This window comes from Aliikangiella litoralis (assembly GCF_052495765.1).
This window is the reverse complement of the sequence record NZ_CP199292.1, coordinates 2400364-2420746: the sequence shown is the minus strand read 5'-3', so window position 1 is coordinate 2420746 and position 20383 is coordinate 2400364. Positions and strand designations below refer to the sequence as shown.

Annotated in this window: 20 protein-coding genes and 1 tRNA gene; 11 read left to right on the top strand and 10 right to left on the bottom strand. The window is 36.6% G+C overall.

What is annotated here, in order from left to right:
• Positions 1 to 15: 15 nt before the first annotated feature.
• Both ccmB and ccmA read right to left on the bottom strand, forming a co-directional pair.
• Positions 16 to 681: a heme exporter protein CcmB gene (gene ccmB / locus ACT5E3_RS10025; RefSeq protein ID WP_444998169.1), complete on the bottom strand. Its 666-nt coding sequence runs from the start codon at positions 679 to 681 to the stop codon at positions 16 to 18.
• A complete protein-coding gene (ccmA, locus tag ACT5E3_RS10020; protein ID WP_444998168.1) occupies positions 678 to 1322 on the bottom strand; it encodes a cytochrome c biogenesis heme-transporting ATPase CcmA in 645 nt (214 codons plus the stop codon). The genes ccmB and ccmA overlap by 4 nt, the downstream gene beginning before the upstream one ends.
• 111 nt (positions 1323 to 1433) lie before the next feature.
• Here ccmA and ACT5E3_RS10015 point away from each other — a divergent pair, with 111 nt between their 5' ends.
• The 4 genes from ACT5E3_RS10015 to ACT5E3_RS10000 all read left to right on the top strand — a co-directional run bounded on the left by ACT5E3_RS10015 (position 1434) and on the right by ACT5E3_RS10000 (position 6648).
• Positions 1434 to 3347: a flagellar hook-length control protein FliK gene (locus ACT5E3_RS10015; protein WP_444998167.1), complete on the top strand. Its 1914-nt coding sequence runs from the start codon at positions 1434 to 1436 to the stop codon at positions 3345 to 3347.
• Positions 3344 to 3721: an EscU/YscU/HrcU family type III secretion system export apparatus switch protein gene (locus ACT5E3_RS10010; protein ID WP_444998166.1), complete on the top strand. Its 378-nt coding sequence runs from the start codon at positions 3344 to 3346 to the stop codon at positions 3719 to 3721. Before ACT5E3_RS10015 ends, ACT5E3_RS10010 begins: the two co-directional genes overlap by 4 nt.
• Positions 3722 to 3849: 128 nt before the next feature.
• A complete protein-coding gene (locus ACT5E3_RS10005) occupies positions 3850 to 6357 on the top strand; it encodes an EAL domain-containing protein (protein ID WP_444998165.1) in 2508 nt (835 codons plus the stop codon).
• Positions 6358 to 6474: 117 nt separating this feature from the next.
• On the top strand, positions 6475 to 6648 hold the full coding sequence (locus ACT5E3_RS10000; RefSeq protein WP_444998164.1) for a DUF6316 family protein: 174 nt from the start codon (positions 6475 to 6477) through the stop codon (positions 6646 to 6648).
• Positions 6649 to 6715: 67 nt separating this feature from the next.
• Here ACT5E3_RS10000 and ACT5E3_RS09995 read toward each other — a convergent pair whose 3' ends face one another.
• Positions 6716 to 7882: a cystathionine gamma-synthase gene (locus ACT5E3_RS09995; RefSeq protein ID WP_444998163.1), complete on the bottom strand. Its 1167-nt coding sequence runs from the start codon at positions 7880 to 7882 to the stop codon at positions 6716 to 6718.
• Between the two features lie 46 nt (positions 7883 to 7928).
• The gene (locus ACT5E3_RS09990) at positions 7929 to 8912 is read right to left on the bottom strand and encodes a PLP-dependent cysteine synthase family protein (RefSeq protein WP_444998162.1); all 984 of its coding nucleotides are present in this window, start codon (positions 8910 to 8912) and stop codon (positions 7929 to 7931) included.
• Between the two features lie 663 nt (positions 8913 to 9575).
• Between ACT5E3_RS09990 and ACT5E3_RS09985 the strand changes: the two genes are divergently transcribed.
• Positions 9576 to 11498, top strand: coding sequence for an EAL domain-containing protein (locus ACT5E3_RS09985; RefSeq protein ID WP_444998161.1), 1923 nt, complete (start codon positions 9576 to 9578; stop codon positions 11496 to 11498).
• A gap of 25 nt (positions 11499 to 11523) precedes the next feature.
• On the opposite strand, the gene ACT5E3_RS09980 is transcribed toward ACT5E3_RS09985, so the two are convergent.
• A complete protein-coding gene (locus ACT5E3_RS09980; RefSeq protein ID WP_444998160.1) occupies positions 11524 to 12189 on the bottom strand; it encodes an SDR family oxidoreductase in 666 nt (221 codons plus the stop codon).
• Positions 12190 to 12441: 252 nt separating this feature from the next.
• Positions 12442 to 12532 (bottom strand) — tRNA-Ser (locus ACT5E3_RS09975).
• Between the two features lie 212 nt (positions 12533 to 12744).
• Between ACT5E3_RS09975 and ACT5E3_RS09970 the strand changes: the two genes are divergently transcribed.
• The gene (locus tag ACT5E3_RS09970) at positions 12745 to 13428 is read left to right on the top strand and encodes a Bax inhibitor-1/YccA family protein (RefSeq protein WP_444998159.1); all 684 of its coding nucleotides are present in this window, start codon (positions 12745 to 12747) and stop codon (positions 13426 to 13428) included.
• 50 nt (positions 13429 to 13478) lie between these two features.
• Here the strand turns inward: ACT5E3_RS09970 and gdhA are convergent, their stop codons facing one another.
• Positions 13479 to 14825, bottom strand: coding sequence for an NADP-specific glutamate dehydrogenase (gdhA, locus tag ACT5E3_RS09965; protein ID WP_444998158.1), 1347 nt, complete (start codon positions 14823 to 14825; stop codon positions 13479 to 13481).
• 200 nt (positions 14826 to 15025) lie between these two features.
• Between gdhA and tusD the strand changes: the two genes are divergently transcribed.
• From tusD to ACT5E3_RS09940, 5 genes are all read left to right on the top strand, one after another.
• On the top strand, positions 15026 to 15424 hold the full coding sequence (tusD, locus tag ACT5E3_RS09960; protein ID WP_444998157.1) for a sulfurtransferase complex subunit TusD: 399 nt from the start codon (positions 15026 to 15028) through the stop codon (positions 15422 to 15424).
• Positions 15425 to 15434: 10 nt separating this feature from the next.
• Positions 15435 to 15797: a sulfurtransferase complex subunit TusC gene (gene tusC, locus ACT5E3_RS09955; RefSeq protein WP_444998156.1), complete on the top strand. Its 363-nt coding sequence runs from the start codon at positions 15435 to 15437 to the stop codon at positions 15795 to 15797.
• Positions 15797 to 16087: a sulfurtransferase complex subunit TusB gene (gene tusB / locus ACT5E3_RS09950; protein WP_444998155.1), complete on the top strand. Its 291-nt coding sequence runs from the start codon at positions 15797 to 15799 to the stop codon at positions 16085 to 16087. The genes tusC and tusB overlap by 1 nt, the downstream gene beginning before the upstream one ends.
• Before the next feature lie 8 nt (positions 16088 to 16095).
• Complete coding sequence (locus ACT5E3_RS09945; protein WP_444998154.1) at positions 16096 to 16428, top strand: TusE/DsrC/DsvC family sulfur relay protein; 333 nt, start codon at positions 16096 to 16098, stop codon at positions 16426 to 16428.
• A gap of 187 nt (positions 16429 to 16615) precedes the next feature.
• The gene (locus ACT5E3_RS09940) at positions 16616 to 17218 is read left to right on the top strand and encodes an MlaC/ttg2D family ABC transporter substrate-binding protein (protein ID WP_444998153.1); all 603 of its coding nucleotides are present in this window, start codon (positions 16616 to 16618) and stop codon (positions 17216 to 17218) included.
• 64 nt (positions 17219 to 17282) lie between these two features.
• Here the strand turns inward: ACT5E3_RS09940 and serS are convergent, their stop codons facing one another.
• Genes serS through ACT5E3_RS09925 form a run of 3 tightly spaced genes read right to left on the bottom strand, consistent with a single transcriptional unit; the run spans position 17283 to position 20363 of the window.
• Positions 17283 to 18566, bottom strand: coding sequence for a serine--tRNA ligase (gene serS / locus ACT5E3_RS09935; RefSeq protein ID WP_444998152.1), 1284 nt, complete (start codon positions 18564 to 18566; stop codon positions 17283 to 17285).
• Between the two features lie 31 nt (positions 18567 to 18597).
• Complete coding sequence (crcB, locus tag ACT5E3_RS09930) at positions 18598 to 19005, bottom strand: fluoride efflux transporter CrcB (RefSeq protein WP_444998151.1); 408 nt, start codon at positions 19003 to 19005, stop codon at positions 18598 to 18600.
• Positions 19006 to 19019: 14 nt separating this feature from the next.
• On the bottom strand, positions 19020 to 20363 hold the full coding sequence (locus ACT5E3_RS09925; RefSeq protein ID WP_444998150.1) for a replication-associated recombination protein A: 1344 nt from the start codon (positions 20361 to 20363) through the stop codon (positions 19020 to 19022).
• Between the last annotated feature and the right edge of the window lie 20 nt (positions 20364 to 20383).

Sequence of the window (20383 nt, the reverse complement as noted above, 5' to 3'; positions counted from 1 at the left end):
AATCTTATTTATTACCTAATCTATTGATATCTTCATTGCCGCAGAGGCCGCAACTGGTGACAACAAAGTACTTAAAATTAATATTGCAGCTAATATTGCTAACTGCCCATTAAAAGGTCTGCCCATCGAAGCCGCTTCTACCGTAGACGCCCCAAAAATAAGTACAGGAATAAAAAGAGGCAAGACCAGCAAGGTTAATAAAACACCACCATTTCTTAACCCTAATGTTAAACTCATTCCTATTGCTCCAATAAAACATAAACTTGGCGTACCTAGTAATAGCGCTAACATAGCAATCCAATTTGCTTCAGCGCGTAAATTTAATAAAACGCCAATTAAAGGTGCAATAATCACTAACGGTAGACCGGTAACAATCCAATTGGCTATTGCTTTAGCTGCAATAATAGATGGCCCTGGAACCCCACTGAGTAGTAACTGCTCTAAGCTTCCGTCTTCATAATCCATTTGATAAAAAGCATGTAACGATAACAATAAACTCAACAATGCAGCAACCCAAATAACTCCTGGAGCAATAAATGCGAGTTGCGAGGGTTCAGGAGTTACCGCCAATGGAAACATCGTAGTAACCATGATAAAAAATGCTAACGGATAAATAAACTCCGACTGGCTTCGTATAACAACTGCTAATTCTCTTTTCACTAGGCTTAATAACAACTTCATGACAAACTCAACTCACGTAACCCTCGTATACCTGTGATGGGCTGATGAGAAGTAATGAGCAAAATGCCGCCACTTTCTAAATGCTTATTACATATATCCTCAAGCCAACGTTGCCCTTCTACATCTAAAGCGACTAGCGGCTCATCCAGTACCCAAACCGGCACAGGTTCAGTCATTATACGTGCGAGTGATACGCGGCGCTTCTGCCCCGCAGATAAACGTCCAACCAGCTCATCAGAGTAATGCCCTACACCGAATTGATTAAGTGCTTGCAATATTAACCTAGGATCGGCCTCAAATCTTAACATTCGATAAAAATTTAAATTTTGTTCGGCAGTTAGCTTAGGTTTTAAGCCTAAAGAATGGCCAATATAAAGTAAATCTTGGTAGTAGTTTTGTTGGCTGTCGGCTATAGAAGTACTATTCCAGCTGACTATCCCGTCATGATTATTGTTCAACCCGCAAATAGCCCTTAGTAGAGTTGTTTTGCCAGAACCATTACAACCTCTGATTTGAACACTTTCCCCCGCTTTCAATGTTAAACTCACGGGTGAAAAAATAGGTAAATCAGAACGATAAACTGAGAGGTTGGATATTTCTAACTGATTGTGCTCATTATAGGCCTTACAAACAGAAGTCACTCGATTGCCTCAATAATACGGGATTTTTTATTCGGCTCAAACACCGATCCGGAAACTGCGGCTATACTATATCAATGGTCTTCTTATTTCCATTGATACGGGACAATTAATGTGCGCATTTCTGGTGTTGAAAACAACCCTGTAACTCAAAGCAGTCAACCTTTAGATAGCAAAATACTGAAATTAATCGAACAACTGGCCGCTCGGCCACTGTTGATAGAAAAACTGACACTGACCGAACAAAAACCACTGGAGCTAGCTCTCGCCGGCCAGACAACATTAAAACAGCTACAAATGCCTTCTTTTATTGCGAAACACTTATCTGAAATAGCACAAACAGCAATGACTGTATCAATAAGTACAAAAAACAACCAAATAATTATTGATTTAGCCCCAAATAATAAAGCAGCTTCAGAGACAAGCACCAGGTTAGTATTTAATCAAGCAACTCTGATCACACCAACAACCTTAAAAGTATTCCAGCAGATATCAAAAACAGAGCAAACGAGCACGGTACAAGCCAACGAACAGCAAAAGATAAATAATGGAACAACAGCACAGCAAACAACATTAACTCGCTCAAACTCGTTAGAAAACCGTTCTCCCCTTTCATCTGAGTACCTTACTCTAAAACAAGCAATAAAAGAGCTGTTAACCAACCACAGTCACAATTCTCCTCAAGCAGCAATAAAACTATCGGATAGTTTTAATCAACTCATAAAATTAGAAAATAATCTGCTTGAAAGCTTAAATATTCAAAACATGAGCAAAAGAAACAACCCTCCGCAACAATTAAATACTCAACCATTGCGTGAACTACTGGTTAAAACAAGTCGTTTGCCAATCAAAGATCCAATTCTAAGCCCAATAACCAAACTACTTCAGCTTACTCAGAAACTGCGTCAACTGACTGATTTTTCAGTGAGTAATAAGTCTCTTGATATAAAACAAAGAATGACAACAGGGGGACATTTTTTCGAATCAAAACTGAGCAAACAGTCATCTCAGTTTTCAATATCTAATCATAAAAACCTCAATTCTCTGGATAGTCCTAATAGACCAGCAACAAGCTCTATTCAACCAGAAAAGATTGTTTCTTTAAAAGCCAACAAAACGCTACCAGAACTAACCAATAGTCCAAAGCAGTTACCGGATAATCAACCAAAAGCGAATAATGATATCAAACAAGTCAGTTTACAGATTAAACAGGTTTTAGAGCAGTTATCACAAAGTTTAAAAATACCGCAGAATAAAGCAGTCAATATTCAAAGAGTTGTAGCTTTGTTAACTAAAAGCCCAGAATTTAATGCTTTAGCAACCGCTATTCAGTCAAATACCACAGCCACTTCTCTTTCTTCCACAACCAGTGCAACACAACCACTTTCACCCACTCAAACCATAACCTCTTCTCAAACTACTGTGCCCTCACCTTCTATTGAAACCAAGCAGCTGTTTCAATCTAAAGAACTTAACGAGCTTTTTTCTGCAAACTCTCTCAAAACTCTTCAACAAGCTCAACCATTAAGCCTCAAACAAAACCACTCTCTTCTCAAAATACAACTGCAAATGGTTGAAAGTATGTTGCTAGAAGTCAATCAGGTGCTCAATAAAATAGAGCACAACCAACTGCTAAGCTTAAAGAATGAGTCACAATTTTTACAACAATATTTAGTTGACTTACCGATATACCACAAAGGCCAAATTGACTCATTTGAGTTATTATATGAGGCTGAACGAGATACTCAACAAGATAAAGCGAACAAAACTTGGACCGTAACCGTTAAGTTTGATTTGGAGCCATTAGGTCCAATGTTTGCTAGAGTAAAATTGAAAAACGACCGAATTTCAACGCAGTTTTTTGCGCAAGAAGAATCAACCACACAACTATTAGAACAACATATAGAACGCCTAAAAAGCTCACTTTTATTAGCTGGACTTGAGGTTGATGAAGTAAAGAGCAAACAAGGCAAAGTGCCTGAAACTTTACTCAAAGATGATGATGTCACAGTGGATCTGCATGTATGAAAAAGCCAGAATCACCTCAGTCTAAAGCTGCAGCATTAAAGTATGATGGTAAAAATGCGCCTAAACTGGTTGCAAAAGGTCAAGGACAACTAGCCCAGAAAATCATAGAAACAGCCAAAAAAAATGATATACATATTCATAACGACCCTATTTTGTTGGAAGTGCTCGCTCGATTAGAACTCGGTGATGAAATTCCTCACTCCCTCTACTTAGCAGTAGCCAAAATTATTGCTTTCGCCTATTTTTTACAAGGCAAGCACCCTGATTATGAAAACTCACCCCATTCTCCTACCCCGCAGGAAGAAAACTTGCTTAACCATACTCAAAGCCCTAGTGGCTACATTGAAAAAAATAAAACTTCAGACAAAGACTAACCATCTATACTTATAGTTAAATCGACTCTCTATCAGTATAAATGACAAATATCAGCCTTAAAAAACAGAAAGAAAGCCAATTTAAAGCTCTTCTTAGCCTTTTTATACTTGCAGTCTTGGGATTTGCATTGTTACTTACACTCCAAGCCATTTCCCTTAGCCAAACACAGTTAGAATATAAAAATGACTTAATGAGTTCAGTCAGTCAATCGGTACTCGAAGAATTAACTCAAACTTTAACAACACAACGATTGAAAATAGCCCTCTTTAATAGTTCAAATAAAAAGCTATTAGATACTCAAGTCAACTCCCCACAAAAAACCAATGAAGAAAGTTATATGCAAGTGCTAACGGGCTTAAGAAAAGAGCTTCCAGCAACCAGACTTTACACTCTAATATCGCCAACAGGCAAAAATTTACTACAGCATATAACAGGAAATTTTTTACCCGATTGTACTGAAGAAGTGAAAGAAACCGTTAAACTAGGAAGACAGCAGAGGCTATTTTTACATCGAAGTAAATCTTCTACTCATTATGATTTAATACAACCTAGAGATGTAAATATTCCAGAGAAAGGTTACTTGTTTGTTGCGTTTAATATTGACTTCATTGACAACTTATTACAAAAGTATCAGCTTCCATATCAGCAACTTTTTTTACTAAGAAATGATAAGTCCGGTTTTATTGAGGTCTCATCTGAATCCCTATCAGGCTTAAACAGTACCAGTTTACTCGACAAAGCAACACTCTCAGGCTTTGAACATTCTTTACCTATTCCTAATACTCGATGGAGTTTTGTAATCCGTTTAGATCCTGAATCAAAGTCTAAATTTTTCAAAAAAACTTTATGGCAATCATTTGTGACATGGTCAATAATCACAGCTTTATTGCTTATTGCATTACTTCAAATAAAAAGAAACTTAGAATTAAAATACCTTTCTCAATTAGAACTAAACCAGTCACGACAAAATGCAGAAACCTTAATCAACTCGGTCAACGAAGCGGTTATTTCTATAGATCAGCGTTTTAATATTACTTTTGCCAATAGTCGAGCCAAATCAATGCTCAACATGTCTTCTCCTCAATTAGTTGGAAAAAATTTTCCTGATATTTGTGAGCTTTACAATCTCCAAGAAAATGAAAAACAATCTTTTTCACAAATGATTAAAAATTACCAAAGCAGTGAAATTCCAGAATATTCAAACCTTACTTTAAAACTTACTGATACAACACACATACCAGTAGCAGTAAAGTTGGCTAGAATTTATGATCAAGATGCTGAGGTTAGAGGTTTTGCAATTACCATTGAAGACTTGTCTACAGCAATAGAACTTTCTAAACGCCTTATTTATCATGAAAGTAGAGACAGTCTTACCGGATTATTTAACCGTAGACATTTAGAAAAAAATCTAGGTAAAATATTATCACAGACCAAAAAGGGAAAGCCAATCAACCAACCAGCAATCATATTAGTTGATTTAGATAAATTTCAATTATTAAATACTTCTCATGGTTTTGAAGCAGGTGATGAATTTTTAAAAAGGCTAGCAATTCTTCTAAGAAAAGCAATCCCAGGCAATGATTTTCTCAGCCGTTTAAGTTCTGATGAGTTTGCTATCATTATCAAAAATGCTAACGATACTAAACTAATACAGATTTGCGAAAGCATAAAGAATGCTATCAGGAATTTTCAGTTTGAATGGCAGGACGAGTCTCTATCGGTTAGTGTCTGTTTAGGAGTTGTAAAAATTGATGAAAACTTTAATGATATTAATGAAGTTCTTTCAGCAGCCGATCATGCATGCCGATTAGCCAAATCAAAAGGCCCCAATATTACACAATACTACCAAACAGACGATCCTGAAATTCAACAACAATCAGAAGAAGCAACTAAAGTTGTCGATCTTAAAAAGGCCTTAAACCAAGATAACTTTGTGCTATTTCGTCAAGCTATTAAAAGTACCCGTGAAGAGAAACTCGCACCAGAAAAATATGAAGTTCTTATTCGAATGCGAGATAAAGATAATCATATAATCTCCCCTATCCACTTTATACCTATTGCGGAAAAATATGGCTTTATGGCCAAAATAGACCATTGGGTTATTCAACATACATTAATGTATTTAGCCGAACTAGGAGTAAAAGACTCAGCTAACTATAATATCAATATTTCCAGTAAAACTTTAAGCGAAAGGCGTATCATTCCTTTTGTTAACGAGTTATTTGAGGAATATGCCGTATCACCATCTAGAATCAATTTTGAAGTGACAGAGACATCCGCAATATCTTACCTGGATAATGCTCTCGACTTTATGCAGGCTATGAAATCTAAGGGTTGTACATTTTCTCTAGATGACTTTGGAACGGGATTAGCATCATTTGATTACTTAAGAAAGCTCCCTATCGACTTTCTAAAAATTGATGGGGTATTTGTCAAAGATATTCAAACCAACCCTAATGACTGTGTTTTTATTGAAGCCATTCATAAAATATCCTCTCAAATGAAAATACAAACTGTCGCTGAATTTGTGGAAAATGAAAACATATACAATATACTAAAAAATATCGGGGTTGATTATGTCCAAGGCTATTATTTACAAAAACCACAATTATGGTACGACAATAAACACGTTTAACGATAAATATAGCCAATATCTTACATATATAATGGAGAACAACCACTAGGACTAATTATTCAAATTAGTTATAATTAGCAAAATTGATACTAGACTAACTGAATAGGGGTTAATCGAATGCCAAATCAGCAATCTACCAAAAATGATCGAGTATATTACAAGAGCAATGGGTGGTTTTTTGCAACTAGAGAAGGTTTAGACATGGGTCCATTTCCTAGCAGGCGTTCAGCTGAAAATGAGATATTTTGCTATCTTCGAAGCATGAAACAAATAACTAGCTCCAAATACTAATAAAGCTGATAGTCCATCAGCTTTATTAGTTTAGTTATACAATCTCTTTAGCAATCAATAAAACAGACTAAATTCTATCTAATGCCTGCTTAATATCGTCAATTAAATCTTCAACATCTTCAATCCCTACAGATAAACGAACTAGATTATCTAATATACCTAATTGTTTACGCGTTTCTTTAGGAACAGATGCATGCGTCATTATTGCAGGATGATTAACTAAGCTCTCTACCCCTCCTAAACTTTCAGCAAGAGCAAATATTTCTAAATTTTGCATAAACTGACTAGCCGCTTTTTGTCCTCCATTAACCAATATTGATATCATTCCCCCATAACCTTTCATTTGGCTATTCGCTAAATCAAATTGTGGGTGTTCAGGTAGACCAGGAAAATAAACAGCATCTATCTTGGGGTGTGCAGTTAACCATTGTGCAATACGAATACCACTCTCATTATGCCGACTCATTCTAATCGCTAAAGTTTTTAATCCTCTAAGAGCTAAATAACTATCAAATGGACCAGCAATTGCACCGGCAGAGTTTTGCAAAAAAGCCATTTGTTCAGCAATATCAGCATTATCGCCTACCACAGCGATCCCCCCAACCATATCAGAATGGCCATTGATATACTTAGTTGCAGAATGCATCACAATATCAAAGCCGAAGTCGAGAGGCTTTTGGTTATAAGGTGTCGCAAAAGTGTTGTCGGCAACAGCAATAATTCCATGCTTTTTAGCCACTTGGGCAACAGCATTTAAGTCAACTAACTTAAGCATAGGGTTTGTTGGTGTTTCCACCCAAATCATTTTTGTATTGGGCTTAATTGCCGCTTCAAGCTTGGCAATATCGGTTAAATCAACGAAATCAAACTCAACGCCAGCCGAACGTTTACGTACTTTATCAAATAAACGAAATGTACCGCCATATAAATCATCCATAGCAATAACATGCTCACCACTATCAACTAGCTCTAAAATTGTTGCTGTAGCTGCCATTCCAGATGCAAATGCAAAACCACGGGTTCCATTTTCTAAACTCGCAATACAACGCTCATACGCAAAACGTGTCGGATTTTGTGAACGGGAGTACTCAAATCCCTGATGCTCGCCAGGTGCCGCCTGAACATACGTCGAAGTCTGATAAATTGGTGGCATTACAGCCCCCGTAGAAGGATCTGGACTTTGTCCGCCATGTATTACTAAACTATCAAATTTTAAATGCTTATTTTCACTCATAACTTTACTCAATTCACTGATATAATATTTTAATTTTATATGTTTTCTATTCAATAAAACCTTGCTGTTTCATCCATTCATCATTGTACATTTTTGATAAATAGCGAGTTCCAGTATCACACAACAAAGTGACAACATTTTTAGGCTCTGTTTGTTGATGGCAATAATTTAATGCTGCACTTAATAACGTACCCGTTGAAGATCCCGCCATAATACCTTCTTTAGCAAGTAGTTCACGTGCCGTTAACATGGCCGACTTATCAGGTATAGTGTATGCGTGATCGATCAGACTCAAGTCACAAATATCGGGTATAAAGTCTTCTCCTATACCTTCAACTAGCCAACGCTTAGGCTCTATCCTTTCACCAGTATTATGCAATGGAGCTAAAATAGAGCCCTCAGGATCGGCTAGTACAATCTCAATAGATGCATTTTGGGCTTTAAGATACCTACCGACACCACTAAGTGTTCCCCCCGAACCAACACCGCAAACAAAAGCATCAACTTTGCCATCTAATTGCTGCCAGATCTCTGGACCTGTCGTCTTAACATGCGCTTCAACGTTTGCAGGATTAGCAAATTGGTTAATATAAAAAGCCCCTTTTTCTTTTGCAATGCTGGCCGCTAAGTCTTGATAGTATTCTGGGTGGCCTTTAACAACATCAGAGCGGGTTCTAATCACCTTTGCCCCCATTGCAGTTAGGTTATACTCTTTTTCCATACTCATTTTATCAGGCATAATGATTAATAAAGGATAACCTTTTTGTGCCGCAACTAATGCAAGTCCTAAACCTGTATTACCGGCAGTAGCTTCAACAATAGTTTGCCCTGGCTTTAACTTTCCCTCTTCTTCTGCAGTTAATATCATATTAAGTGCAATTCTGTCTTTGATTGAACCGGTAGGATTGAGCAACTCTAACTTACCAAATAATCGGCAACAACCTGTATCTAACCGCTTCAATTCAATCATTGGCGTATTACCAATCATTTGCAAGGCATTTGAGAAAACGCCGCCTCTATCAATCGTCACTATTCCACTCCGGTAGTTTTGTTTTAACCTGCAAAAATTATTGACCTAACTCTATCACATTTGGTTATACCCCCCTAGTAACAATAGCTAGAAGCCCGAAAAAATATCAAATAGCTATTTTTTACTAAAAAGAGGGCAGGATTCACAAAAAGTAATGCTTAGTAGTAAAGTTAGTTGTTTAAGAGCATTTTTCAGCTATGCTACTAGACCGAACTTATTAAATATTAGCGAGTGAAGTTGAATATAAATAAGATAATTGTGTTTAAAGTAGAAAAAAACTAAAATTAACTGGCATAAGCTAGTTGAAAGCAGAAAAAGCTGTTCATAATTCATACAGGCATGTTAATTTACTTATTGATAGCTTTTTATCACTCATTTAATAAACAGCTAAACTAAAATATAGAATTAGATCGAATTAGCAGGTCGAACTATCTATCCTTGCTTTATACAACCTGCTTCAAGGCATCATACCCTTGGAACCTTTAGGGCGGAGTTCAATAGTAACTCTTAAAAAAATAAACTCTGATATTACGATTCGTGAAAATAAAAAATAAATCACTTTCATTTAGAATTCAGCTTACTTTAATGATGACAATCATTATTATATCTATGCTGCTAATGGTCTGTGCTCTTTTTTATTTTAAAATTTATAATGATATTGAATTGAGCATTACTGAAAAAGTTACCGGCGAAACGAAATTACTTGCAAGAGAAGCCATACCGAGTGTAATCAATAAAAATGATAATACCGCTTTTGATCTCACTGCTCGTTTAAAAGATAATCAGTCAATAGAAACTGCAGCGATATTTCTTTCTAATGGAAGTTTACTTGGTTATTACTCACCAATAAATGATGCGCCAGTTCCGGAGCTAACTTCTACTCAATCAGTCAGTTCAAATTTAAATAGCCTTATATTTGTGCAACCCATAAAAAGTAATACCGAAGTTGTCGGTTACTTTTACGTAAAACATAAAAAAGATCTTCTGTTTCAAAATAAAGATGACTACTTTATGTTTATTCTACTAATTTTTTTAGCCAACCTTGTTATTGCAATCACAATTACAGGTTTTTTTCAAAAACTACTAACCTTACCAATACGGAGAATGGTCAGACATATTAATGCTATTTACAAATCAAATAACTTTGAAAAACGTTTAAAATCAAAAAGGAAAGATGAAATTGGGCGCTTAACTGAAGAGTTTAACCAAATGCTCGATGCTGTACAAGAGCGTGAAAACGAACTAACAATGCATGGAAAGCAACTTCAACGACTAGTTGAAGTTCGCACCGAACAGCTCTACCAAAAAGCTCACTTTGACTCTTTAACAGGTCTGCCAAATCGATATCTATTAGTTGATAGATTACATCAAGCCATATCAAAATCTTTTCGCAACAAAACCAACTTAGCCCTGTTATTTCTAGACCTAGACCGATTTAAAATTATTAATGATAACTTAGGTCACCAGAATGGAGACTTATTATTAAAAGAAGTCGCTAAACGGCTATCTAAACTAGCTCGTGAAGGTGATACTGTTGCTCGGCTTGGTGGCGATGAATTTGTATTTTTACTCGAAAATTTATCTACCCCGAAAGATGCAGCAAGAACAGCTAGACGGATTATTGATAGTTTTAAAACTCCTTTCAGATTGCAAGAACACATACTCCACGTTTCAACAAGTATTGGCATTAGTATTTATCCTGACGATGGCTCAGATGACAAAATGCTACTGAAAAATGCAGATATTAGTATGTATCACGCCAAAGAAAAGGGACCCGGTCAATTCAGTTTTTACACACAAGATATGAATGAATCGTCATTAGAGCGACTTGCGATAGAAAGTAACCTACGTTCAGCAATTGATGACGAAGAATTCTATTTAGTTTATCAACCCCAAATGAGGTTAAAAGATAATAAATTTAAAAATGTTGAAGCTCTGATACGTTGGAATAATAAAGATATAGGCTCTATTTCTCCTGGAGTATTTATACCGATAGCAGAAGAAACAGGCGTCATCAATCAAATTGACTTATGGGTTATCACCCAAGTTTGTAAGCAAATAAAAAGCTGGAGCGAACAAGGCCTTTCGGATATTACCGTTGCGGTGAATGTATCTGCTGGACACCTAATTAGTGATACTTTGCTAGAGCACCTCAAACGCCAAATATTAGTTAACCAAATTAAAGCGAGTCAAATAGAAATAGAAATCACAGAAGCTGTTTTTGTTGAACATACTGAGCGCACAGTTAGCACCCTACGCTCTATCAAAAAACTAGGTTCACAAATTGCAATTGATGATTTTGGAACCGGATATTCGTCACTCCAATATATTCAAAATTTTCCAGCTGACACTTTAAAATTAGATGGAATGTTCATCAAAGATCTTGAGCAAAATCAATCCAGTCAAGGAATCGTTCGCTCGTCAATTATACTTGCTCATAGCTTAGGCTTGGAATTAGTCACTGAGTGTGTCGAAAACCAATTTCAACTCGACTTTTTAAGGCAACATCAGTGTGATCTGGTTCAAGGCTTTTTGTTAGCAAAGCCAATGTTACCTCATGAGATCCTGGTTCTGTGCAATAACTAGCCAATATGTATACACAGTCACAATATTACCAAGGTAAAACTTCACCATTTGCATGCCAAAAAGTGCCAGAGTTTTGCAAATCAAGTTCATCTATACGCTTTATTAAACGCTGAGCAGAAAGATCAGGAGAAATTTCGCCTCCCCAGTTAACCATTTCAGTACTAACATAACCTGGGTGCAATAACGCAACAGCAATACCTCGAGGGATTAAATCGATAGCTAAAGATTTACCGGCAGCATTTAATGCGCACTTCGACATTCGATAGCCATAGCTACTACCAGACGAATTATCGGCTATCGAACCCATTCGACTAGTTATCATTGCTATTTTTCCACCACTTGTCACATTTGATGAGAGCGCTTCAACAACTCTTAGTGGCGCCACCGCGTTCACCTTAAATTGCTCAAGTATATCTTCAAAATTTAAATTTGATAACGATGAACTACGCAATATTCCCGCATTATTAATTAATATATCAATAGCTCTATTAGCTACCTTATCTTTAAGTTGTAATGCTCCTTTTTCAAGTGATACATCAATAGAATCGATAACTTCAACAGATAGAGAATCTAATTCGGCAGAAGAGTTGCGGCAAATAGCAATCACTTGATAACCAAGGGATGAATACTCGCGGCATAAAGCTAAACCAATACCACGATTAGCTCCGGTAATTAATACAGTACTTGTCATCCTATTTTCCTTGTCAATTTGTCTATAGTAACAGAGGTCCAGTTTAGCAAGTAATTGGCAGACTCCCAAGAAATGATCATGCCGTTAGTGCAACAAGAAATATTTAATACCAACAAAGTTATAGAGGACCTATCATATCAAAGTCCTGTCAGACAGAACTGCAACAATTTTAGATATTAAAGGTTCAATGAAAACAGCTTATCTATCAGACACAAAAAAGCCCCTGTAACAGAGGCTTAGTTGTTTTTAAAGTGGCGGAGAGATAGGGATTTGAACCCTAGAAGGGCTATTAACCCTTGCCGGTTTTCAAGACCGGTGCATTCGACCACTCTGCCATCTCTCCACTTGAGGGGCGCATACTACCGGAATATTTCGCTTTGGAAAAGCCTAAATTTACAAAAAATTTGATTTTTTTTCATCAATGGTTAATGAATGACCAAATCTTGTTACAAATTAACAAAAATACCTGACTGTAAGACTTGGTATTTTGCTAATAAGGCCTTAATATAGTATAAGTTTAATAATATGTTTTTTGTGAACAACAGGAGTTTATTAATGCAACAAAATTCACCGGTAATAGAAAGAACTCGTGGTCACTCTATAGAGATTAACAAAGTTCTTAAAAATACCTATTTATTATTATCTGCGACACTACTTTTTAGTGCGGCTATGGCTGGCCTTGCGGTAATGATGAATGTCTCACCAATCAATCCATTTATTTATTTAGCCGTTATTTTTGGGATTAGCTTCCTTCTATCTAAAACAGCCGATAGTCCAATGGGATTAGTTGTTACTTTTGCATTTACAGGCTTTTTAGGCTTTTATGCAGGCCCAATCGTTAGCATTTATGCTTCAACTTTTGGTTCTCAAATTGTCGTTCAAGCACTGGCAGGTACAGGGTTGATATTTTTTGCTCTTTCAGGCTATGTACTAACAACTAAAAAAGACTTTACTTTTTTACGAGGCTTTTTATTTGTTGGCTTAATGGTAGGCATAGTCGCATCAATCGGCTATTTAATTGCTAGTTATTTCTTTGGTCTCCATATTTCAGGCCTATCATTAGCGCTTTCAGCATTATTTGTTATCTTAATGTCAGGCTTCATTCTTTATGACACAAGTTCAATTATGCGTGGAGAACAAACAAACTATATTATTGCTACCGTCAGCATGTATATGAATATATATGTGTTGTTTATGCATCTGCTTAATCTTCTATCAGCTTTTTCTGGTGACGATTAAACTTTAATGTTTCATAAAAGCCCGGTTAACCGGGCTTTTCTATAGAGCAACTAAACCACCCCATAAGCTAACATGGCCCTAGCCACTTTAACAAATCCGGCTATATTCGCCCCTTTAGCATAATCAACATAATCACCTTCAACTCCATATTTTAAGCATTGATGATGAATGTCTGACATAATTCCTTTCAGTTTTTCATCAAGCTCATCTCGGGTCCAAGAAAGCCTTTGGCTGTTTTGAGACATCTCTAAACCTGATACTGCAACCCCTCCAGCGTTAGAGGCTTTTCCTGGCGCATAAAGAATTTTATTACGGTGAAATATGTGAATTGCTTCGATTGTCGTTGGCATATTTGCCCCCTCGGCCACCGCTCTAACGCCGTTGGCAACGAGCTTTTCAGCTGCTTCAGCATCAATCTCATTCTGTGTTGCACATGGCAAAGCAATATCACAGGCAACCCCCCAAGGCTTCTCTCCTGGATAATACTCACAGTTATATTTATCAGCATACTCTTTAATACGCCCTCTTTTAACTGTTTTTAATTCAATAATAAATGCTAACTTATCAGCATCTATACCTTCAGGATCGTAAATATAGCCCGATGAATCTGACATGGTTAACACTTTACCACCTAACTGAATAACCTTTTCAGCCGCATATTGTGCAACATTTCCAGAGCCTGAAATCACAACTGATTTATCTTTAATTGAATGCCCTTGATGTTTAAGCATTAAATCAACAAAGTACACAGCTCCATAACCCGTTGCTTCAGTTCTAATTAAGCTCCCACCAAACTCTAAAGATTTGCCAGTTAAAGTACCAGTAAACTCATTTTCTAATCTTTTATACTGACCAAATAAATAGCCAATCTCACGTGCACCAACTCCAATATCGCCTGCTGGAATATCACGATTAGGTCCTATATGCTTATGTAACTCAATCATAAATGACTGACAAAAACGCATGACTTCTCGATCTGATTTCCCCTTGGGGTCAAAATCAGCTCCTCCTTTCCCTCCTCCCATAGGCAAAGTTGTTAAGCTATTTTTAAAGACTTGCTCAAAACCTAAAAATTTTAAAATACTTTGATTAACCGTAGGATGAAAGCGCAAGCCGCCCTTATAAGGACCAATGGCACTATTATATTGAACACGATAACCTCTATTAACATTGATATTACCTGAGTCATCTTCCCAACATACACGAAAGGACACTATTCTGTCGGGCTCAATCATTCTCTCTAAAATTGAAGCTCTATTATATTCAGGATGTTGGTTAACAAACGGAATAATATCCTCGGCGACTTCTTGAACGGCTTGATGAAACTCTGTTTCGCCAGGACTGCGATTTTTCACGTTATCCATGAAAGTGTTAAGGTTAAGCTCTGCTTTTATCATCTTCTTGTCTCTTAAAATTATTAGCCTAAAAACTAAAAGTTATTATTTTTTTAAAAAAATTTATGCCAAAATTGGCAGCATAAGTATGCCTTGCTCAACAATAATAAACCAGTTTCTCAAGCAGTGTTTTAGCGAAAACTTGCTAAAACTTTTCAGTTAGTTGAAAATTAATTGCCTTTTAACTATTAAATAAGTAATTTATGTCTACATCTTTTATTGTGCTTGTTACTGGCTCACCGAATTCGAGTCAAGCTCATTTATCTGCACTAAGCTTTGTTAAAGCCGCTCTAATAAAAAATCATAAAATTTGTAGTATATTTTTCTATCAGGAAGCAGTTTCTGTAGCTAACAGATATGTCTGTAAACCCAGTGATGAAACTAACTTGCTCTATGAGTGGGAAAAATTAAGCCAAGATAACAACATTGAGTTACAAGTTTGTATTGCAGCAGCTAACCGTCGTGGTGTACTCTCCCATGAAGAAGCGGCACAAAACCAAATTGAAGGAAATAGTCTTCATCCGGCCTTTTCAATTTTAGGCTTAGGTCAGTTAGCGGCAGCACTCTGTAATAGAGAAAATAAACTTATCCACTTCAAATAAGCCAATTATCGTGAAATCAACTACAACCACAATAATTATTAACTCGCCTCCTTTTGGTATGATCAATGGTAAAGAAGGAATAGATCTCGCATTAGTGTGTACAGCATTTGACCAAAACGTTTATTTAATTTTTTCAGATGAGGGTATTTTCCACTTACTAAACAACCAAAACACAGAGTACTTTAATGACAAAAATCATGATAAGCTGCTGAAAGCTATAGAGTTTTATGATATTGATAAAATTTATGTTGAGCAAGAAAGCCTCCAACGACATCAGCTAGTAGCAACACATTTAATAGACAAAGTAGAGTTAACTCATCAACTAAATATCGCTCAAATGTGTCAACAAAGCCAACATGTGGTAATTTTTTAATGGCTCATTTACACTTAATTTCAACGCTAAACGCAAGTGATTTAACCGAGCAAATTTCACGTTATACACAACCTGGTGATAAGCTTCTATTTATCGCAGACTCAGTCATTCAATTATTAAAACCTGAAATAGTTCAATCAATAACGACAACAAAACTTGAAGTTTATGTACTAAAAAACGATCTTGCTTGCCGGGGTATAACTCACAATATTTCAGATATAATTGTACAAATAGACGAGCTAACTATGGTTGAACTAAGCTGTACATGCGACAAAATAATCAGTTGGTAATCATCAATATGCAATCACTTTTACTCCCTGAAGAAATAGAAACAGATCCTCAAGGCTATTTAAAAAATGCAGCTCAATGGAATGTCGATATTGCCCAAATTATTGCTTCACAAGAAAAAATAGAGTTAACAAACGATCATTGGGAAGTGATCGAATATGTTCGTCAATTTTATGAAGAGTTTAATACCAGTCCTTCTATCAGACCGCTAGTCAAATATCTAAAGAGTGTATTACCGGAAGAAAAATGTAGTAGTTTGTATCTCCAGATATTATTCCCCGAAGGTCCAGCGAAGCAAGCAACCAAAATAGCAGGCTTACCAAAACCAGCCAGATGCACCTAAAAGCACAGTAATTAAAACCTTGAATATGCCTAATATGTACATATAATTACACTTATTCAGTTTAAGTTCACATTTTGTTAATAAAATGTACATAAGCCTACAACGGTCGCCTCTTGGATTTGTTAGAATGGCGGCACATGAGAAAATATCACTAACAAACTCTCACTATATTAGTATGGAGAAAACAATGAGAAAACTAATCGGTTCACTGATTATCCTTTTTTGGAGCTTTAACTGTTTTGCACAAGCAGCAAAAGATCCTTCTGAATATTTAAAAGGGATAGCCGATAAAATGATAACTGCCATTGAATCAAATAAAGAAGCTCTAAAAACTGATTCATCGTTAGCACAAAAATTAGTCACAGAAAATTTATTACCTGTAATAGATAAAGAAGAATTTGCTCGAAAAACACTCGGCAAAAAAACTTGGGAAACTCTTTCAGATAAACAGCAAGAAGCCTTTATTAATGGCTACATCAATAGTGTTATTGAAAAATATGCTAAAGGCATATCACTTTACGATGGGCAAGCCTTTGTCTTTGAAAAAGCAGAGTTTAGTAAAAAAACAACAAGTGCCAGAGTACGTAGCAGCATGAAACAATCTGGAGCAGAGCCATTAGATATTAATTATTACTTGTCACCAGACTCTGGCCAATGGCTAATTACCAATATTGTTGTCGCCGGCACTGATATGAGAAAAAGCTACAAACGCCAGTTTTTACCACGTATAAAAGAAGTTGGTATAGATGCTTTCATCAAAGAACTTGAAAATACGAAATCATCAGAATAAATATTCAACATGTTTGTGATAAAAAAACCGCTAAAAAGCGGTTTTTTTTATCTTAGAAAATCAATTAACCAATAACGTCAACTTTCATGTAAGGTTTTAAAACCTCAGGTACTCGAACTTTACCATCTGCCATTTGATAATTTTCTAAAATTGCTACCAAAGTTCTCCCAACGGCAAGTCCAGAACCGTTTAGTGTATGAACTAACTCTGGCTTACCTGTTTCAACATTACGGAATCTTGCTTGCATTCTTCTCGCTTGAAAATCGGCCATGTTACTACAAGATGATATCTCACGATAAGTATTTTGGGCAGGTAGCCAAACCTCGATATCGTAAGTTTTAGTAGAACCAAACCCGATATCACCAGTACATAAAATAACGGTTCTATAAGGTAGTTCTAGCAATTGTAATATTTTTTCTGCATGACCTGTTAACTCATCTAAAGCAGCCATTGAGTTTTCAGGTTTGACTATTTGAACTAATTCAACCTTTTCAAATTGGTGCTGACGGATCAAACCTTTAACATCTTTACCATAAGACCCCGCTTCGCTTCTAAAACAAGGTGTATGAGCAGTTAATTTGATAGGCAATACAGATTCATCAATAATTTCTCCGCGCACCAAATTAGTCAGAGGGACCTCCGCAGTTGGTATCATATAAAGAGGTTTGCCATCTTGTGTAGTTCCTTGCACAGTAAATAAGTCTTCTGCAAACTTAGGCAATTGTGATGTTCCGACTAAACATTCAGGGTTAACTAAATAAGGAACATAGGTCTCCTGATATCCATGCTGCTCAGAGTGTGTATCAAGCATTAATTGAACTAATGCGCGGTGTAACTTTGCTACACCAGCTTTCATAACAACAAAACGCGAACCGCTCAACTTGGCTGAAGCAGCAAAGTCAATCCCATCAACACCTTCACCTATTTCAGTATGATCCTTAGGCTCAAAGTCAAACTGTGGAATTTCTCCCCACTTTCTCACTTCAACATTATCATCTTCATTTTTACCTTCAGGAACCTCACCAGATAGTAAATTAGGCAACCCTAAAAATAATTCATCTAGCTGGCTTTGAGTTTTCTCAAATGCAACTTTAGCAGCATCAAGCTCATTACCTAAATTAGCAACTTCATCTAAAAGTGGCTGTATGTCTTCACCTTTAGCTTTCGCTTGACCTATCAACTTAGAACGAACTTTTCTCTCATTTTGCAATTCTTGAGTTTTAACCTGCAATGACTTTCGACTTTCTTCCAAGTCCAAGTAACTTTGTTTATCAAATGCCATACCGCGTTTCGCTAAATTAGCAATGATATTATCCAGGTCTGTTCTAAAGAGTTTGGGGTCGATCATAAGTAAATCCAAGAGTTAAACATTAAAGCCATTATTGGGCCGCTATTCTACCACCAACCCACGCACCAACAAATACACAAATGAGGCATAAAATACAATTAGCTAATATATTAACAGCCAACTTAAAAATATCTCCGTGATTAAAGAGTAATAAACTATCGAGGGCAAATGCTGAAAAGGTAGTAAAGGCACCCAAAAAACCAACAAAGAAAAAAGCTAATTTTTCAACAGACCAGCTTGTTCCTGATTGTTCTAACCACATATAGACCAATCCAGCCACAAAACAACCGATTAAATTAACAATAAGAGTACTTAAAGGAAAAGCCGTACTAGTTATAACAGGTAAGAACTCTCGCACCCAAAATCTTCCAGATGCACCTAAAGCCCCTCCTAAAGCCACAAATAATGTAGGCACTAATTTACTAACAACTATTTCCATAAATGCATTCTCTATTATTTTAAGCTGCGTAAATATTTAAGTTTTTCAGCAATTTGCTTTTCCATCCCTCGCTCAACAGGCTCATAGTATGTGGTCGCCGCTCGGTCATCAGGAAAATAAGTCTGGCCGATAGAAAAAGCATCAGGCTCATTATGGTCGTAACGATATTCAGCCCCATAATCGAGCTCTTTCATCAATTTAGTTGGTGCATTTCTTAAATGCAGCGGTACTTCATAACTTTGTTCCGCTTTAACTTCAGCCATACATTTTTTAAAGGCATTGTAAACAGCATTACTTTTCGCTGCCACAGCTAAGTAGACAATGGCTTGAGCAATAGCAAGTTCACCTTCAGGAGAACCTAACCGTTGCTGAACATCCCAAGCATTAATTGCAATTTGCAAACCTCTAGGATCAGCATTACCAACATCTTCACTGGCCATTCTAACAACACGACGAGCAATATAAAGTGGATCGCACCCACCATCTAGCATTCGACAAAACCAGTATAACGCCCCGTCTGGATTTGAACCTCTGACAGATTTATGCAAGGCAGATATTTGATCATAAAAAGCTTCGCCACCTTTATCAAAGCGTCGCCAATTATCACCAATAATTTCCTTAATTTGTTGTTCTTCAATTAATGACTTGCCGCTCTCATCAGGCTTGGCTAAATCACTTGCCATTTCGAGTAAGTTCAATAAACGTCTGGCATCACCATCAGCAATAGCAATCAAAAGAGACTTGGCAGCCTGTGATAATTCAAGCTCTAGCAAACCTAAACCATTAACTTTATCAGTTAACGCACGAGATAAAACTTTAGTTAATGCCTCTTCATCTAAAGATTTGAGTACATATACTCTAGCTCTGGATAAAAGCGCATTATTCACTTCAAATGACGGGTTCTCAGTTGTAGCACCAATAAAGATAAAAGTGCCGTCTTCAACATACGGCAAAAAGGCATCTTGCTGTGACTTATTAAAACGATGCACTTCGTCAACAAATAAAAGCGTTTGTTGCCCCGATTTTTTTTTTAATTTAGCCACCTCAACAGCATTTCTAATATCTTTTACACTACCAAGTACTGCAGATATAGCAATAAAATAGCACTGACAATTGGCCGCTATCATACGAGCCAGGGTTGTTTTACCTGTACCGGGAGGCCCCCAAAACAACATTGAATGTAGCTTGCCCTGACTAATTGTTTCATATAAGGGTTTACCGGGTTCAAACAAGTGGCTTTGACCTGCATAATCTTCAAGCGCTTTAGGTCGCATGCGGGCAGCAAGCGGCAATAGAAGATTACTCTCTTCTGCTATAAACGAACTCTGTTGATTGTCTTCTTCAAATAGATCTTGCATAAGTCTGACAATTTTAATAA

What these genes read in the sequence shown, in the direction of transcription:
- ccmB (WP_444998169.1), bottom strand. Translation starts at nt 681, where the DNA reads ATGAAGTTGTTATTAAGCCTAGTGAAAAGAGAATTAGCAGTTGTTATA.
- ACT5E3_RS10010 (WP_444998166.1), top strand. Translation starts at nt 3,344, where the DNA reads ATGAAAAAGCCAGAATCACCTCAGTCTAAAGCTGCAGCATTAAAGTAT.
- ACT5E3_RS10000 (WP_444998164.1), top strand. Translation starts at nt 6,475, where the DNA reads ATGCCAAATCAGCAATCTACCAAAAATGATCGAGTATATTACAAGAGC.
- ACT5E3_RS09995 (WP_444998163.1), bottom strand. Translation starts at nt 7,882, where the DNA reads ATGAGTGAAAATAAGCATTTAAAATTTGATAGTTTAGTAATACATGGC.
- ACT5E3_RS09980 (WP_444998160.1), bottom strand. Translation starts at nt 12,189, where the DNA reads ATGACAAGTACTGTATTAATTACCGGAGCTAATCGTGGTATTGGTTTA.
- ACT5E3_RS09970 (WP_444998159.1), top strand. Translation starts at nt 12,745, where the DNA reads ATGCAACAAAATTCACCGGTAATAGAAAGAACTCGTGGTCACTCTATA.
- gdhA (WP_444998158.1), bottom strand. Translation starts at nt 14,825, where the DNA reads ATGATAAAAGCAGAGCTTAACCTTAACACTTTCATGGATAACGTGAAA.
- tusD (WP_444998157.1), top strand. Translation starts at nt 15,026, where the DNA reads ATGTCTACATCTTTTATTGTGCTTGTTACTGGCTCACCGAATTCGAGT.
- tusB (WP_444998155.1), top strand. Translation starts at nt 15,797, where the DNA reads ATGGCTCATTTACACTTAATTTCAACGCTAAACGCAAGTGATTTAACC.
- ACT5E3_RS09945 (WP_444998154.1), top strand. Translation starts at nt 16,096, where the DNA reads ATGCAATCACTTTTACTCCCTGAAGAAATAGAAACAGATCCTCAAGGC.
- ACT5E3_RS09940 (WP_444998153.1), top strand. Translation starts at nt 16,616, where the DNA reads ATGAGAAAACTAATCGGTTCACTGATTATCCTTTTTTGGAGCTTTAAC.
- serS (WP_444998152.1), bottom strand. Translation starts at nt 18,566, where the DNA reads ATGATCGACCCCAAACTCTTTAGAACAGACCTGGATAATATCATTGCT.
- crcB (WP_444998151.1), bottom strand. Translation starts at nt 19,005, where the DNA reads ATGGAAATAGTTGTTAGTAAATTAGTGCCTACATTATTTGTGGCTTTA.
- ACT5E3_RS09925 (WP_444998150.1), bottom strand. Translation starts at nt 20,363, where the DNA reads ATGCAAGATCTATTTGAAGAAGACAATCAACAGAGTTCGTTTATAGCA.